The following is a 14580-nucleotide window of genomic DNA, read 5'->3' as shown; positions in this document are numbered from 1 at the left end:
GTGCTAGTGACCACGATCGCGCCCGCTGCTGACTTCCTCCGGCACGTCATCACCGGCCATGCGCTTGCGAAACAGTGCGGCGCGTGCCAGCAGCAGGGTGGTCACAGGCACAGTGATTGCCATCAGAATCGGGATCAGCCAGGCATGCAGCACCGGCCCTTGCTTGAGCGCCGAGAAATACAGGATCGAGGCCAGTGCGACGCACCAGGTCCCCAGGGTCGAGGCCAGGGCCGGCGGGTGCATGCGCTGAAAGAATTCTTTCAGGCGGACCAGGCCCAGCGCCCCGCTCAGAGCGAACAGGCTGCTCAGCAACAGCAGTGCGGCAACCAGCAACTCGACCCAGAAGGGCAGTTCGTTCAGGTTGTTCATTCGATCACCTCGCCACGCAACAGGAACTTGGCCAGGGCAAACGAGCCGACAAAGCCGAACAAGGCAATCAACAGTGCCCCCTCGAAGTAGGTGTCGCTGGCATATCGAATACCCAGCACCAGCATCATCAGCATCGCCAGGATGTACAGGTAATCCAGCGCCAGGACCCGGTCCTGGGCCGAAGGGCCGCGAAACAGCCGGAATAGGGTCAGGGCCATGGCCAGGGCAAAGATGAACAGGCTGGCGAGAATGGCGTTGGCAAGCAGGCCAGTCATTCGAAGATCTCCATCAGCGGACGTTCATAGGTCTGTTTGAAGTGTTCAATGAATTGCGCTTCATCGTCCAGGTCGAATACATGCAGCAGCAGGATGCTGCGGTCCAGTGCCAGCTCCGACCAGATGGTGCCCGGGATCACCGTGGTGATCATCGATAGCGCCGCCAGACCATGGGCATCGCGCAAGTCCAGAGGGATATGCACGAAGCGAGAGCGCGGCGCACGGCGCTTGGCAGCCCAGACCCCACGAGCCACCTGCAGGTTGGAGACCAGCACGTCAACGCCGACCCGCATAATCAGGCGCAGGACCGTCCAGGGGTGGCGGATGTGTGCTGACACGGGCCGCAACGGTGCCATCAGCAGTGGCGCAAACACGCCCAGCAGAACAGCAAGCAACAGGTTGCCTGGGCTTATCGAGAGGTTCAGTAGCAACCACAACAGGCACAGGGACAAGGACAGCAGCGGAGCGGGGAACAGGCGCTTCATGGCTGCACCTGTGCGCTGGCAGCCTGGCTGGTGGGGCCGGGAATTGGCCGGGTAGCGAGCACCGCGCTGACATATTGCTCAGGGTCCTGAAGGCTTGCAGCGGTGTCCTGGGCATAACGCAGTAGCGGTTCGGCGCGTACGCTCAAGGCAATACACAGCCCAAGCAAGACGACGATTGGAATGCATTCGTAGCGCCGCAGCGCCGGCGAGGGGCGCTCCTGCGGCGTCCAGAAGCGCTGGATGCCGACGCGGGTCAGGGCAATCATCGAGGCCAGGCCGGAGAGCACCAGCAGTGCAACCAGGGCCCAGCCTTGGATCGAGAGCGGTTGCTCGGGAGGGATTCCCAAACCCTGGGGGTTGAACAGCGCGGCAATCAGGCTGATTTTGCCGATAAAGCCCGAGAGTGGCGGCATGCCGATGATCAGCAGTGCACAAGCAATAAAGCTCAAGCCGAGAAAGGCCATGGTCCAGGGGATCGCTTGGCCGATCACAGCCTTCTGTTCGTCATCGAGGTTGATGCCTTTGGGTGGATGCAATGATTCGAGCGGGGAGGGGTGGCAATCGTCGTCATCCAGTGGCAGCTCGTTGGCCGAGCGCGAACGCTCGATCAGCTCGGCCAGCAGGAACAGGGCGCACAGCGCCAGGGTCGAGCTGACCAGGTAGAACAACGCCCCGGCCGTCAATGCGGCCTGACCGAAGCCGATGGCAGCCATGAGCGTGCCCGCCGAAGCCAGGATGCTTATGCTCGCCATTCGCTCCAGGCGCTGGGCGGCAAGGATCGACACGGCTGCGCAGCCCAGCGTTGCCAGGCCGCCATAGACCAGCCAATCTCCACCAAAGAACGATGAGGCCCCGGCCTGGCCGGAAAACAGCAACGTCCACAGGCGTAGCACGGTATAGAAGCCAACCTTGGTCATGATTGCGAACAGCGCCGCCACAGGCGCACTGGCGGCGGAGTAGGCCGGCACCAGCCAGAAGTTCAGCGGCCAGATACCGGCCTTGGCCAGGAACGCCGTAGCCAGGATGGCGGCACCTGCATGCAGCAGGCCACGATCAGCTTCTGGTACCAACGGGATTTTCAGGGCCAGGTCGGCCATGTTCAGGGTGCCGGTGACGCCATAGAGCATCGCGGCACCGACCAGGAATAGCGACGAGGCGAACAGGTTGATGGCGATGTAATGCAGGCCGGCCTTGACCCTTGCCCGCCCGGAACCGTGCAGAAGCAAACCGTAAGACGCCGCCAGCAGGACCTCGAAGAATACGAACAGGTTGAACAGGTCGGCGGTCAGGAATGCCCCGTAGAGGCCCATCAGCTGAATCTGGAACAATGCATGGAAGCTGGCCCCAGCGCCGTCCCAACGAGCCATGGCGAAAATCAGCGCGCTGACGCCGACGATCCCGGTAAGCACCAGCATCAATGCCGAAAGTCGGTCAACAACCAGTGCGATGCCAAACGGTGCTGGCCAGTTACCCGGCAGATAGACACCAATCGAGCTGGCTTGACCCTGAGCCTGGACCCACAACAGCAAGGTAATCGAGATTGCCAACCCCAGGAGGCTGGAGAACAGGTTAAGGCGGGCCTTGAGGGGCCTGCGTTTTTCGCCCAGCAGCAACATCAGTGCCGCAGTGAGCAGTGGCAGCAGGATCGGCGCGACAATCAGTTGGTTCATGAAGCTCATTCGTTGGGCTCCCGGCCATCCACGTGGTCGGTGCCGGTCAGCCCGCGCGATGCCAGCAGTACCACCAGAAACAGTGCGGTCATGGCAAAGCTGATAACGATGGCGGTGAGTACCAGGGCCTGCGGAAGGGGATCGGTATAGTTGAGCAGGTCCTGGGGCACGCCATCCTTGATGATTGGCTCCTTGCCGATGAACAGGCTACCCATGCTGAAGATGAACAGGTTGACGCCATAGGACAGCAGGCACAGGCCCATCACTACCTGGAAGGTTCGCGGACGCAGGATCAGCCAGACTCCGGAGGCAGCGAGTACTCCAATGGCGATTGCAATGACTTCTTCCATCAGGCGGCTCCTGTCTGGGGGGCTTTGGACTGGCTGGCAGGACGGTGTCCGCGCACCGACTGGTGAGCCAGGGCAGTGAGGATCAACAGGGTCGAACCGACCACCACGGTGAAGATGCCGATATCGAAGAACAATGCACTGGCGACATGGATATCACCCAGCAGCGGCAGATGCAGGTGAGCGGTGTGCGTGGTCAGGAAGGGATAGCCGAGCAGTATGGCACCGCCGCCAGTGAGGGTGGCGCAGAGCAGGCCGGTGCCCATCCAGCGCAGGGGACGCAAGCTCATTTGCGCTTCCACCCATTGGGTGCCAGCGACCATGTATTGGAGGATGAAGGCCACCGACATCACCAGCCCCGCGACAAAGCCGCCGCCGGGCTGGTTGTGTCCGCGCATGAACAGGTACATCGACACCACCAGCGCGATCGGCAGCAGCAGGCGCACCAATACTGCCGGAACCATCATGAAGCCCAGTGCCGTGTCGGCAGCATGGCGCGGGTTGACCAGGTCGGTGACCACATCAGGTGCCAGCAGGCGTTGCTGGGCCGGCAGTTGCATGCTCTCGCGGGGTGGACGGAAGCGCCGCAGCAGGGCAAACACCGCCAGCGCCACGGCCACCAGCACGGTCACTTCACCCAGGGTGTCGAAGCCGCGGAAGTCCACGAGCATGACGTTGACCACATTGCTGCCGCCGCCCTCGGGCAAAGCCCGGCTCAGGTAGAACGAGGAAATGTCGTTGGGGGTCGGGCGCGTCAGCATCGCGTAGGACAGCAGCGCCATACCGCCACCCACCAGCACTGCAAGAATCAGGTCGCGAAGGCGCCGCAGGCGTGCCTGCTCCTGGCTACCAGGCAAGGGCGAAACGCCCTCGATACGCCGTGGCAGCCAGCGCAAGCCGAGCAGGATCAGTACCGTGGTGACCACTTCAACCGCCAGTTGGGTCAGGGCCAGGTCGGGTGCCGAGAACCAGACGAAGGTAATACAGGTCATCAGGCCACAGATGCTGACCATGGTCAGGGCTGCCAGACGATGGTACTTGGCTTGCCAGGCGGCGCCCAAGGCACAGGCAATGGCAATTAACCAGAGTGTGACGAAAATCCCGGAACCCGGGATTTTCGGCCGGTCACCCCAGCTCAGGCCGCTTTGCAGCATGGGCAGCAGGCCTGCCAGGAACGCTACCAGCACCAGCATGAACAGCTGCTTCTGCAAGCGCCGGGTGGTCATGGTGCGCTCGAAGCGGCGGGCCATGCGCATCAGTTGCACCTGGCTGTGTTCGAACAGACGCTTGCCATTGAACCTTTCGATCAATGGCGGATAAGGAAAGCGGCCAAGCTTGAGCTGATTGCGCAGTAGCAGGTAGAGCACGATACCGCCGCTCATGGCGATCAGGCTCATGACCAGCGGCGCATTCCAGCCGTGCCAGATCGCCAGGCTGTATTCAGGCAGTGTACCGCCCACTACCGGCAGCGCGGCGGCAGCCAGCAGCGGCCCGACCGACTGGGCTGGAAACATGCCGACCACCAGGCAGGTCAGCACCAGCAACTCGACCGGCGCGCGCATCCAGCGTGGCGGCTCGTGCGGAGTATGGGGCAGGTCAGTGGCCGGCGGGCCAAAGAATACATCGACGGTAAAGCGCAAGGCGTAGGCCACGCTGAACGTACCGGCGAGGGTGGCGATTACCGGCAGGGCGGCTTCGATCCAGGTGCTGGAATTGATGAACACGGTTTCGGCGAAGAACATTTCCTTGGACAGAAAGCCGTTCATCAACGGTACCCCGGCCATGGAGGCGCTGGCCACCATGGCCAGAGTCGCGGTAAAGGGTATCAGCCGGAACAGGCTGCTGAGGCGACGGATATCGCGGGTGCCGCTCTCATGGTCGATGATGCCGGCAGCCATGAACAGCGAGGCCTTGAAGGTGGCATGGTTGAGGATATGGAACACCGCCGCCACTGCCGCCAGCGGGCTGTTCAGGCCCAGAAGCAGGGTGATAAGCCCTAGGTGACTGATGGTCGAATAGGCCAGCAGGCCTTTGAGATCGTTCTGGAACATGGCCGCGAAGGCGCCCAGCAACAGGGTGCAGGCCCCGGCACCGCCAACGATCCAGAACCATTCTTCGCTGCCGGAGAGGACCGGCCACAGGCGTGCAAGGAGGAACACCCCGGCTTTGACCATGGTCGCCGAATGCAGATACGCCGAAACCGGTGTAGGCGCAGCCATTGCATGTGGCAGCCAGAAGTGGAAAGGAAATTGCGCGCTTTTGCTCAAGGCGCCGAGGAGAATCAGGGGGAGCAGAACAGGGTACAGGGCATGATTGCGAATCAGCTCGCCGGCAGCGAGGACCTTGTCCAGGTCATAGCTGCCGACCACATGGCCGAGCAGCAACACCCCCGCCAGCAGGCACAAGCCGCCAGCACCGGTGACCATCAGGGCCATGTAGGCACCGCGGCGGGCATCGGCGCGGTGGTGCCAGTAGCCGATCAGCAGGAACGAGAACACGCTGGTCAGTTCCCAGAAGAACACGATCTGGATTAGGTTGCCGGAAATCACCAGGCCGAGCATTGCACCCATGAACGCCAGGAAAAAGGCAAAAAACCGTGGCACCGGGTCCTGGGGCGACATGTAGTAGCGCGCATACAGCGACACCAGAGTACCGATACCCAGCACCAGCAGGGAGAACAGCCAGGCAAAGCCGTCCATGCGCAGGACCAGGTTCAGGCCCAGGCTCGGCAGCCAGAGAAATTCTTCGCGGATCACACCACCGTGAGCGACTTGCGGGTACAGCAGGGCTACCTGGACGGTACCGACCAAGGCAACGAGCCCGGCAAGCAACGACTCGCTGTTGCGGGCGTTGTGCGGCAAGACAGCCGCCAGGCAACTGCCGATGAACGGCAGAAGCAGTAGCACTATCAAGGACATAGATTTCTTATCTGCAGGAGTTTGTAGGGGATCATACGTGGCGTACCGTCGATCACCAACACAGAAGCTGTGGCAGAATTCTACAAAGGCGCTGTATCAAATGTTTTTTTATAACAGTTTTTTTCAAAGGATAGGCCGGTTCTGGCCCCTAGAGCCCCGCTTCTCGTCCTTGTTCAGGCGCTTCAAATACGTTGGGCGGCTGTTCCCGGCGTTTGATTTTCAATTCGCTGACTATCACGGCAATGACGATCAGCAACCCGCCAAACAGCGCGATGCCCGGTAAACGCTCGCCTGCAATGCGCCCAACGATACCGGCCCAGACTGGCTCGCCTGCATAGATCAGCGTTGCCCGGGTTGGGGAAACCGATTTCTGCGCCCAATTCATGGCCACCTGAATGACCGCGCTCATGGCGCCAAGACCCAGGGCGCTGAGCAGGAGCAGCCAGGAAAAGCCCGGCAGTGGCTCCTGGGTAGGCAGCACCATCAAGAACGACAGCACCGAGGCCGTTGCCAGCTGCACCACGGTGACCCGGCGTACATCGACCTTGCCGGCATAGCGGCTGATCAGGATGATTTCCGCGGCGATCGCAACGGCACTGACCAGCGTGACGATCTCGCCGGTACTGAACTGCAGCGAGCCGCCTTCCGGGCCAGCCAGCAACATCAGGCCGACAAAGGCCAGGCCAATCCCCAGGCTTGGCATCAGGCCTGGACGTCGGCCCAGTACCAGCCATTGCAGCAAAGGCACAAAGGGCACGTACAAGGCGGTGATAAAGGCCGACTGGCTGCTGCTGATGGTCTGCAGTCCATAAGTTTGCAAGCCATAACCGAGCATGATCGAGGCTCCGATCAATACGCCGGCTTTGAATTCAGTGGCGGTCAGTCCCGACAATGCACGGGCCGAGACCAGGCCGACGAACAGGGTGGCGGCGGCAAAACGCAGGCCGACAAAGAACATCGGCCCGCTGACGGTCATCACGTTATGCACCAACAAGAAGGTGCCGCCCCAGAGTATGGTGATAAACACTAGGACCAGTTCGGCCTTGCTCAGTCGGAACGTAACGGAAGGGCGATCTGCATGGTTAATGGAAGTCATGGCCTTGCACACGGAAGAAGGGCGACGCACAATTGCGGCGAAGTGGGCAGTATACTGCGCAAATACTATTGGTGAGCAATATAGTGCACAAAAACTCCAGCCAGCGCGCCTCCGTGCTACAACATGTCAGCCAGAATATTCGGCGGCTGCGCCACGCGGCTGAACTCAGTCAGAGTGCTCTGGCGGAAAAATCCGGGGTCAGCCGACGCATGCTGGTTGCCATTGAAGCTGGGGAGAAGAATGTCAGCCTGACCACCCTGGATCGCCTTGCCGAAGCGCTGGGAGCAGCCTTTACCGATTTGATTCAGGCCCCTGACAACCGCGACCCGAGCCGCATCAACGAACTGGCCTGGGCCGGGGTCCATCCCGGTAGTCGCGCGGTGTTGTTGGCCAGCTCGGCCGCCAGCCGCGAGGTGGAGTTGTGGGAGTGGCGACTGGAGCCGGGTGAGGTGTATCAATGCGAAGCTGACGCCGATGGCTGGAGCGAGCAACTGTATGTAGCTGAGGGTTGCCTGACCTTGGTCATCGGTGATCAGCAGCACTTGCTCCGGGTCGGCGATTTTTTCAGTTATGCCAGCAATTGCATTCATGCCTATCGCAACGATGGCGAGGTACCTGCACGGTTTGTGCGTAACGTAGTGATCTAGTTGGCCGCGCTGCGGTGATTGTCGGCCAGATACTCCTCAGTGGCAATCACCTGGGCATAGGCGAATGCCAGCGAAGCCATGTAGGCAGCATGCACTTGAGCGGCAGGCACTGTCACACCATTGAATTCCAGGTCGCGAGTGGCGCAGGCATCATGGATCACTGTGACGGCATAGCCGAAGTCGGCGGCGGCACGGGTGAAACCGTCGATGCACATATGGCTCATGCTGCCGATCACCGTCACTGCTTCGATGTTGTGCTCGTCCAGCAGCGCCTTGAGCTCTGTGTTCAGGAACGAATTGACTTTATGCTTGAGTACGACGGGTTCCTTGGCCAGCGCCGCAACCTTGGGGTGGATCTGCGCACCTTCTGACCCCGGGGTGAAAAAGGGCGCGTCAGCAGATTCGAACTCATGGCGCACATGTACCACCAGGTCACCTTTGGCCCGGGTTGCGGCAAGAATCCTGGCGGCATTGTCGGCAGCGTGATCGGCGCCATCCAGGGTCCATTTGCCGCCTGGGAAGTAGTCGTTCTGAATGTCGATGATGATCAGGGCGTGCTTGCTCATTTCAAAAGCCTCTATCGGTGAGTGGTTGTGGTCTGGTGATAGTTATAGGCTTGAGCGCTACGCTTGCGGATTGGCGCGAACGACAAATTGGCGGGAAAAACTGACAATGACCAAAGGCTGCGACACGCTGGAAATCGGTCTGCTGCTTTACCCCGGCGCGCAGGCCGCAGCAGTGCATGGATTAACCGACCTGCTCACTATCGCCAATCGCCTGCGTCTTGAGCTGGGTGCGCTGGAGCGCCCGGAGCTGCGTGTCAGTCATTGGAGTGAAAGTGCGGACCGGCAGCTGACAGTGGCGTTCGATAGCCATCCAGGTGGTCACCATCGGCTGCAGGTAATGATTATTCCTCCGAGCCTGACCCAGGCACCGTCCGCTGAGCTGCTCGAGCGTTATCGCCAGGATCTGCGCCAGTGGCATCGCGATGGCGCTTTGCTGGTGTCGGTGTGTGTCGGAGTGTTTTTCATCGCCGCCAGCGGCCTGCTCGATGGCCGGCCAGCCACTACCCACTGGAACTTCGCCCAATCCCTGGCTGAGCGCTTCCCGGCGGTAAAAGTCGAGGCCAACGTGCCGCTGCTCGATGACGGCGACATCATTACCTCCGCCGGGTTGATGGCCTGGACTGACTTGGGGCTGACGCTTATTGAGCGTTACCTGGGCGAGACCCTGGCTGCCGAGACTGCGCGTTTTCTTGCGGTAGAGCGCGTCAGTGGCAACGCACCCGGCAGTGTTTTCACTCCGCGCCTGAATCATGGTGACGAAGCGGTGCTCAAGGTCCAGCACTGGTTACAAAGCAGCGGTGCGCGGGATGTGAACTTGAAGGTCATGGCTGATTGCGCAGGCTTGGAGTCGCGTACCTTCCTGCGTCGCTTTCGCAGTGCCACTGGTCTCAAACCCACCGAGTATTGCCAGCAGGTGCGGGTTGGCCGTGCTTGTCGGATGCTCGAGTTCACCAACCGCAGTATCGACCAGATCGCCTGGGGCGTGGGATATCAAGATCCGGGTGCCTTTCGTAAGGTCTTCCACAAGGTCACCGGGCTTGCGCCCAGCGACTATCGGCGTCGGGTGACAGAGAGTATCGGTTGATCCTGGCTTGCAGGGGCTGGCTCTGTGCTTGGCCTAACCGGCCGCTTCCGGCCCGGGCGCCAATAACTGTGGACCCGGTCCGTGCTCACTCAACTGATCATCACAATTGCGCAACGGACAACTCTGCAGCGACATGCAGCCGCAGCCGATGCAGCCATCGAGCTGGTCACGCAGCACCAGCAACTTGTCGATGCGCTGGGTCAGGTCATGGCGCCATTGCTCGGACAACCGTTGCCAGTCCGTGACGCTGGGCGCACGCCCCACGGGGAGCGTCTGTAGTGCGGCGTGAATGGTCGCCAGAGGGATGCCCAGGCGCTGCGCCATCTTGATCACCGCTACCCGGCGCAGGGTTTCGCGCGGGTAGCGCCGTTGGTTGCCACTGCTGCGGGTGCTGTGGATCAGCCCTTTGCTTTCGTAGAAGTGCAGGGCGGTGACCGCAACCCCGCTGCGGGCTGCCAACTGGCCGACAGTCATTATTTTCTCGGCGGTGCAAGGTTGCGGCATGCTGATAAATCTCTTGACCTTGAGTTAACTGGAGGTTTTACCCTGCCTGCCGTCGCATCGCAAGTTCAATGGCAGGGAGAAAATGCCGATGATGGTTTCAGAGCGCAGCTTGTGCTTTATCCAGATGATCGAATTCGAGGTGATGCCAGAGCGTCAGCACGCTTTGGCCCAGGCGCTGAACGAACGAAGTGAAGCGCTGGTTCTACGCCATTCGGGTTTGCTTGGCGCGAGCATTCAGGCCAGTGTTGATGGCTGCCGTGTACTGCAGTACCTGCAATGGCAGTCGCGCAGTGCCTGGGAGGCGGCGGCCAGCAGCTTTGCACAGGAACCCTTCCTGCAGCTGATTCAGCAGCATCAGGCCAAAGGTGTGAACTTCGCCGCCTTTCAGACCTTGAGCAGCTTGTCACGTAGCGCGACGGAGGGGCTGCATTGCCAACTGCCGGCAGCTCAGGAATACCAGGGCGAGTGGTAAGGGTAGTGGTCCAGGCCGGCACCAATGACCATCTCGCTGACCCAGGCGCCGAGGATCGAGCTGTAGGCTTTCTGGCTGCGGTCACTGGACAGCGCATGATCATCGTGCTCGGATTCGACCAGCAGCACGTCACCGGCGAATTCGGCGCATGCCCCTAGGGCACGATTATCGGCGGGTCCGAGCGGGCGACGTCATAGTTGCGGCGTGAGGCGATAAATCCGGGGAAGTTTCGTAGCGCCGCTTGCTCATAGGTTCTGGCCTGGATGATGGCCAGACGCAGAGGTTCTTCGAGTCCAACCTGCAACTTGTCGAGCAATAAGCCCTTACATGGGTTGCTGGCATTGGGGCTCAAACCGCAGTTTGCGCGCCAGACCATACGCTTGAGCCTTGGCCGCTATACCCGGGAGCAGGATGTCGATCAGGCTGCGGCGGCAATCAAAGCCTCGTTACACTCGCAACCTTTCTGGGCGGTTGCCGGGGGCTGAAGCCTGCTCCATTATCTGCGGCTATAACAACGGATGCCGTGGTAGCAGGAGTCAGCATGAATACTCAGTCTTCAACGCAGGGAGCGGTGAACGCACGCCTGGCAGCGATTCGCCTGGTGATGAATCGGGAAGGGGTCGACGCCCTGCTGGTGCCGTCGGCTGACCCGCATCTTTCCGAGTACCTGCCGGAGTATTGGCAAGGCAGGCAATGGTTGTCCGGCTTCCAGGGGTCGGTAGGCACGTTGATCGTTACGCCAGCATTCGCAGGCCTGTGGGCTGATAGCCGATATTGGGAACAAGCCGAGAAAGAGCTGGCCGGTAGCAGCATCCAGTTGATGAAATTGCAGCCAGGCAAGCCGGGTCCGCTGGACTGGTTGGCCGAACACGTACCCGAGGGTGGTGCAGTGGCGGTTGATGGTGCGGTCATGGCATTGGCTTCGGCGCGCCAACTGGCGGAGCGCCTCTCTGGCCGTAACGCACATCTGCTCACAAAAAGCGACTTGCTCACCCAGGTTTGGGATGATCGTCCGGAGTTGCCAAACAATCCGGTGTACCAGCACCTGCCGCCCGAAGCGACGGTGAGTCGTACCGAAAAACTTGCCCGGTTGCGCCAGGCGCTACGCGAGCGAGGCGCCGATTGGCACTTCATTGCTACCCTTGACGATGTCGCTTGGCTGTTCAACTTGCGTGGCAGCGACGTTCCCTACAATCCGGTATTTGTATCCTTCGCACTGGTTAGCCAGGACCAGGCGATCCTCTTTGTTGCGCCCGGCAAGCTGGAGGCATCGCTTTACCAAGTGCTTGAAACCGATGGCATTGAAGTGCGCGATTATGTGGCTATCCATGCGGCATTGGCGGGGATTCCGGCCGGCGATAGCCTGCTGATCGATCCAGCGCGGGTTACCCAGGGATTGATTGACAGTTTGTCGACTGAAGTGCGATTGGTCGAAGGTCTCAACCCCACGACCCTGGCCAAATCGCAGAAAAGTACGCAGGACCTGGCCCATATCCGCAATGCCATGGAGCAGGATGGTGCAGCATTATGTGAGTTCTTTGCCTGGTTCGAAGCCGCGTTGGGACGTGAGCCGGTTACCGAGCTGACCATCGATGAGCAGCTCAGTGCCGCCCGTGCGCGTCGTCCGGGTTTTGTCTCGTTGAGCTTCTCGACCATTGCTGCTTTCAAGGCCAATGGTGCGATGCCGCATTATCGAGCAACCGAAGCGTCCCACTCGCGCATCGAAGGCGATGGCCTGCTGCTGATTGACTCAGGTGGTCAATATCTGGGCGGCACCACGGACATCACGCGTATGGTGCCAGTGGGGACGCCCACTGTGGCGCAGAAACAGGATTGCACCCGGGTGCTCAAGGGCGTGATTGCACTGTCACGTGCGCGGTTCCCGCGAGGTATTCTTTCACCGTTGCTCGATGCTATCGCCCGGGCGCCGATCTGGGCTGATCAGGTCGATTATGGTCATGGTACCGGGCACGGTGTAGGTTACTTCATGAATGTGCATGAGGGGCCACAGGTCATTGCCTACCAGGCCGCAACGGCACCGCAGACAGCAATGCAGGCCGGAATGATTACCTCAATCGAACCAGGCACCTACCGTTCAGGGCAGTGGGGGGTGCGAATCGAAAACCTGGTTTACAACCGTGAGGTGGGGCGCAGTGAGTTTGGGGACTTCCTTGAGTTCGAAACCCTGACGCTGTGCCCGATTGACACTCGCTGCCTGCTGTCGGAGCAGCTGAGCGAACAGGAGCGCAGTTGGCTCAATGGCTACCATCAACAGGTGCGAGAGCGTCTTGCGCCACTGCTCGATGGGGCGGCGCTGCAATGGTTAATGGTGCGCACCGAAGCACTCTGATCTTCGGGGTATCGGCGTAAGCACAAAGGGCAGCCGATTGGCTGCCCTTTGTGCTGTAGGTTCTTTATTTGCAAATCACGATCATGCTGCGGCTGGTATAGCCGGCCGGATTGAGACCGAAGGGGTAATCACCGGGCTCTGTATCGTCGTCGCCAGAGCGGGCGATTACCTTGTAGCCTTTTTCGCCGCAGGCTGTGGTTGCTTTGCTATAGCACTTGTCCCAGGATGACGAGAGGCCTGAGCAGCTGATATGCAGGCCTTTCTTGCCGCGCTTGACTTCAGTTTTCGCAGTCGCCGCGCACCCAGCAATGGCCAACATGGCCAGGATGAGCAAAAATCGTTTCATTCCCGTCCTTAATACGTGCCGGATCTGTCGCCCGGGTCTGTGTCTGCAGCTACTTCCTGATACTTCCTGCGTCCTTGTCTTGTCAATTAGATAACATCAAGGTTGACGTTCCATGACAGCTTAAAGATCGTAGATGCGCGACACAATGACCAGCTCTGATTTAAATGTAAATGCTTCTCAAATCAATCGGCGGCAACCAACGCGGGGCACTCCTTGCGCATCGACAGCGTTGCCCCCACTGACGCAGTAATGATCGCTCCGATGGCCAGCCATTGCGACGCGCTCAGGACTTCCCCGAGAAACAGTAATCCGCAGAGTGCGCCAAAAGCAGGTTCGATGCTCATCAGCGTGCCAAAGGTCCTGGCGGGCATACGCGTCAGGGCGACCATCTCCAGGCTGTAGGGGAGGGCGGTTGAGAGTATCGCGACGCCAAGAGCGATCGGCAGTAGTGCCGGATTGAGCAAGGCGCTGCCCGCATGGGCGATGCCGACGGGCGCTACAAACAGGGCGGCAATCATTACGCCTAGCGCCGCAGTCTGAATGCCGTTCTCGGCACCTGCCTTTTGACCATAAAGGATGTACAGGGCCCAACATACGCCGGCGCCCAGTGCATAGCCAGCGCCGATCGGGTCGATTCCGCCGCCGGTTTGGCCAATGGGGATCAGCAACAATAACCCCACTACAGCCAGGCCGATCCAGAGGAAGTCCACCGCACGCCGGGAGGCATACAGGGCCACGGCGAGGGGGCCGGTGAACTCCAGAGCTACGGCAATCCCCAGTGGCACTGTGCGCAAGGACATATAGAAGAGGAGGTTCATGCCGCCCAGTGCCATGCCGTAAATGATGACTGTGCGCAGGGTGCTGGCGCTAAGGCGTGCACGCCAGGGGCGCAGTAGTAACAGCATGATGACGCTGGCGAAGATCAGCCGCAGGGTAGTGGTGCCTTGCGCGCCAACGACGGGGAACATGCTCTTGGCCAATGACGCGCCGGATTGAATCGAAGCCATGGCGATTAGCAGCAGGCCGATGGGGAACAGCGTGGCGGCCAGGCTGCGGGGTTGGGCGTTCATTGTGGATGAGTGTTCCTTTATATAGGTTGGGCGCACAAGGTCGATGTCTTAGGCTTATGATGCGCAAAGCGTGAATAATGAGCAATATAGTGCGCAATTTTCTTTTATATAGGTTTTCCCAAATTAAAGCTTGACGCTCGATTAAAACACTCTATAATTCGCTCCACTTCCGGCGTACTCGGAACGGAAAACTCCTTGAAATTCAACGAGTTAGATGTTTCAGGTGGTGTCGGAAGGGCTTCGATCGAAAGATTGGCAGCGGTGAAAAAGGTGGTTGACAGCGGATTGAAACGCTGTAGAATTCGCCTCCCGCTGACGAGAGATCGCAGCGAGTTAAGCGCTTGAAGTTGAAAGAGAAATTCTGAAAGACTTCAAAATAAA

15 protein-coding genes and 3 pseudogenes are annotated in these 14580 nt (G+C 60.0%); 5 read left to right on the top strand and 13 right to left on the bottom strand.

Annotation, left to right across the window (positions count from 1 at the left end; genetic code table 11):
- Positions 1–3: 3 nt before the first annotated feature.
- The 7 genes from C6382_RS16195 to C6382_RS16165 form a co-directional block, all read right to left on the bottom strand.
- A complete protein-coding gene (locus C6382_RS16195; RefSeq protein ID WP_107025408.1) occupies positions 4–369 on the bottom strand; it encodes a Na+/H+ antiporter subunit G in 366 nt (121 codons plus the stop codon).
- A complete protein-coding gene (locus C6382_RS16190) occupies positions 366–644 on the bottom strand; it encodes a K+/H+ antiporter subunit F (RefSeq protein ID WP_038612978.1) in 279 nt (92 codons plus the stop codon). Before C6382_RS16190 ends, C6382_RS16195 begins: the two co-directional genes overlap by 4 nt.
- Entirely contained in the window at positions 641–1129 is a 489-nt protein-coding gene (locus C6382_RS16185) for a Na+/H+ antiporter subunit E (protein WP_107025407.1), read from the bottom strand. Before C6382_RS16185 ends, C6382_RS16190 begins: the two co-directional genes overlap by 4 nt.
- A complete protein-coding gene (locus C6382_RS16180) occupies positions 1126–2808 on the bottom strand; it encodes a monovalent cation/H+ antiporter subunit D (RefSeq protein WP_107025406.1) in 1683 nt (560 codons plus the stop codon). The genes C6382_RS16185 and C6382_RS16180 overlap by 4 nt, the downstream gene beginning before the upstream one ends.
- Positions 2805–3149, bottom strand: a complete 345-nt coding sequence (locus C6382_RS16175; RefSeq protein ID WP_010224297.1) for a Na+/H+ antiporter subunit C — start codon at positions 3147–3149, stop codon at positions 2805–2807. Before C6382_RS16175 ends, C6382_RS16180 begins: the two co-directional genes overlap by 4 nt.
- A complete protein-coding gene (locus tag C6382_RS16170; protein ID WP_107025405.1) occupies positions 3149–6064 on the bottom strand; it encodes a monovalent cation/H+ antiporter subunit A in 2916 nt (971 codons plus the stop codon). The genes C6382_RS16175 and C6382_RS16170 overlap by 1 nt, the downstream gene beginning before the upstream one ends.
- Positions 6065–6212: 148 nt before the next feature.
- On the bottom strand, positions 6213–7160 hold the full coding sequence (locus C6382_RS16165; protein ID WP_107025404.1) for a DMT family transporter: 948 nt from the start codon (positions 7158–7160) through the stop codon (positions 6213–6215).
- Between the two features lie 83 nt (positions 7161–7243).
- Between C6382_RS16165 and C6382_RS16160 the strand changes: the two genes are divergently transcribed.
- Complete coding sequence (locus C6382_RS16160) at positions 7244–7807, top strand: helix-turn-helix domain-containing protein (RefSeq protein WP_107025403.1); 564 nt, start codon at positions 7244–7246, stop codon at positions 7805–7807.
- Here the strand turns inward: C6382_RS16160 and C6382_RS16155 are convergent.
- Positions 7804–8373 carry a cysteine hydrolase family protein gene (locus tag C6382_RS16155; protein WP_107025402.1) on the bottom strand — a complete coding sequence of 190 codons (570 nt, stop codon included), beginning with the start codon at positions 8371–8373 and terminating at the stop codon, positions 7804–7806. The two genes, C6382_RS16160 and C6382_RS16155, sit on opposite strands and share 4 nt — an antisense overlap.
- Before the next feature lie 106 nt (positions 8374–8479).
- On the opposite strand from C6382_RS16155, the gene C6382_RS16150 reads away from it, so the two are divergent.
- Positions 8480–9457, top strand: coding sequence for a GlxA family transcriptional regulator (locus tag C6382_RS16150; RefSeq protein WP_107025401.1), 978 nt, complete (start codon positions 8480–8482; stop codon positions 9455–9457).
- Positions 9458–9490: 33 nt separating this feature from the next.
- On the opposite strand, the gene soxR is transcribed toward C6382_RS16150, so the two are convergent.
- Entirely contained in the window at positions 9491–9961 is a 471-nt protein-coding gene (gene soxR, locus C6382_RS16145) for a redox-sensitive transcriptional activator SoxR (RefSeq protein ID WP_107025400.1), read from the bottom strand.
- A gap of 88 nt (positions 9962–10049) precedes the next feature.
- Between soxR and C6382_RS16140 the strand changes: the two genes are divergently transcribed.
- Positions 10050–10433, top strand: coding sequence for an antibiotic biosynthesis monooxygenase (locus tag C6382_RS16140; protein WP_107025512.1), 384 nt, complete (start codon positions 10050–10052; stop codon positions 10431–10433).
- On the opposite strand, the pseudogene C6382_RS16135 reads toward C6382_RS16140, so the two are convergent.
- Together C6382_RS16135 and C6382_RS16130 are read right to left on the bottom strand one after the other, a co-directional pair.
- Positions 10409–10624: pseudogene (locus C6382_RS16135) on the bottom strand (alpha/beta hydrolase); the annotation flags it as partial. The gene C6382_RS16140 and the pseudogene C6382_RS16135 overlap by 25 nt on opposite strands.
- Positions 10603–10737 (bottom strand): annotated as a pseudogene (locus C6382_RS16130) (DUF3182 family protein); the annotation flags it as partial. The pseudogenes C6382_RS16135 and C6382_RS16130, both read right to left, overlap by 22 nt.
- Between C6382_RS16130 and C6382_RS24380 the strand changes: the two are divergent.
- Both C6382_RS24380 and C6382_RS16120 read left to right on the top strand, forming a co-directional pair.
- Positions 10718–10918, top strand: a pseudogene (locus C6382_RS24380) (IscS subfamily cysteine desulfurase); the annotation flags it as partial. The pseudogenes C6382_RS16130 and C6382_RS24380 overlap by 20 nt on opposite strands.
- A 56-nt stretch (positions 10919–10974) precedes the next feature.
- Positions 10975–12783 carry an aminopeptidase P family protein gene (locus C6382_RS16120; RefSeq protein WP_107025399.1) on the top strand — a complete coding sequence of 603 codons (1809 nt, stop codon included), beginning with the start codon at positions 10975–10977 and terminating at the stop codon, positions 12781–12783.
- Between the two features lie 64 nt (positions 12784–12847).
- Here C6382_RS16120 and C6382_RS16115 read toward each other — a convergent pair whose 3' ends face one another.
- Positions 12848–13129, bottom strand: coding sequence for a hypothetical protein (locus C6382_RS16115; protein ID WP_107025398.1), 282 nt, complete (start codon positions 13127–13129; stop codon positions 12848–12850).
- Between the two features lie 182 nt (positions 13130–13311).
- Positions 13312–14199, bottom strand: a complete 888-nt coding sequence (rhtA, locus tag C6382_RS16110) for a threonine/homoserine exporter RhtA (RefSeq protein WP_107025397.1) — start codon at positions 14197–14199, stop codon at positions 13312–13314.
- Positions 14200–14580 lie beyond the last annotated feature (381 nt).

The organism is Pseudomonas sp. BBP2017, from assembly GCF_003024385.1.
Lineage (GTDB): Bacteria > Pseudomonadota > Gammaproteobacteria > Pseudomonadales > Pseudomonadaceae > Aquipseudomonas.
Note: the sequence above shows the minus strand (reverse complement) of the source record. Positions and strands in the feature narration are given on the sequence as shown.

Bases quoted from the DNA above. Each gene is read 5' to 3' on its own strand.
- C6382_RS16185 (WP_107025407.1), bottom strand. From the start codon at position 1,129: ATGAAGCGCCTGTTCCCCGCTCCGCTGCTGTCCTTGTCCCTGTGCCTG.
- C6382_RS16155 (WP_107025402.1), bottom strand. From the start codon at position 8,373: ATGAGCAAGCACGCCCTGATCATCATCGACATTCAGAACGACTACTTC.
- C6382_RS16195 (WP_107025408.1), bottom strand. From the start codon at position 369: ATGAACAACCTGAACGAACTGCCCTTCTGGGTCGAGTTGCTGGTTGCC.
- C6382_RS16180 (WP_107025406.1), bottom strand. From the start codon at position 2,808: ATGAGCTTCATGAACCAACTGATTGTCGCGCCGATCCTGCTGCCACTG.
- C6382_RS16150 (WP_107025401.1), top strand. From the start codon at position 8,480: ATGACCAAAGGCTGCGACACGCTGGAAATCGGTCTGCTGCTTTACCCC.
- rhtA (WP_107025397.1), bottom strand. From the start codon at position 14,199: ATGAACGCCCAACCCCGCAGCCTGGCCGCCACGCTGTTCCCCATCGGC.
- C6382_RS16165 (WP_107025404.1), bottom strand. From the start codon at position 7,160: ATGACTTCCATTAACCATGCAGATCGCCCTTCCGTTACGTTCCGACTG.
- C6382_RS16120 (WP_107025399.1), top strand. From the start codon at position 10,975: ATGAATACTCAGTCTTCAACGCAGGGAGCGGTGAACGCACGCCTGGCA.
- C6382_RS16190 (WP_038612978.1), bottom strand. From the start codon at position 644: ATGACTGGCCTGCTTGCCAACGCCATTCTCGCCAGCCTGTTCATCTTT.
- C6382_RS16170 (WP_107025405.1), bottom strand. From the start codon at position 6,064: ATGTCCTTGATAGTGCTACTGCTTCTGCCGTTCATCGGCAGTTGCCTG.
- soxR (WP_107025400.1), bottom strand. From the start codon at position 9,961: ATGCCGCAACCTTGCACCGCCGAGAAAATAATGACTGTCGGCCAGTTG.
- C6382_RS16140 (WP_107025512.1), top strand. From the start codon at position 10,050: ATGATGGTTTCAGAGCGCAGCTTGTGCTTTATCCAGATGATCGAATTC.
- C6382_RS16175 (WP_010224297.1), bottom strand. From the start codon at position 3,149: ATGGAAGAAGTCATTGCAATCGCCATTGGAGTACTCGCTGCCTCCGGA.
- C6382_RS16115 (WP_107025398.1), bottom strand. From the start codon at position 13,129: ATGAAACGATTTTTGCTCATCCTGGCCATGTTGGCCATTGCTGGGTGC.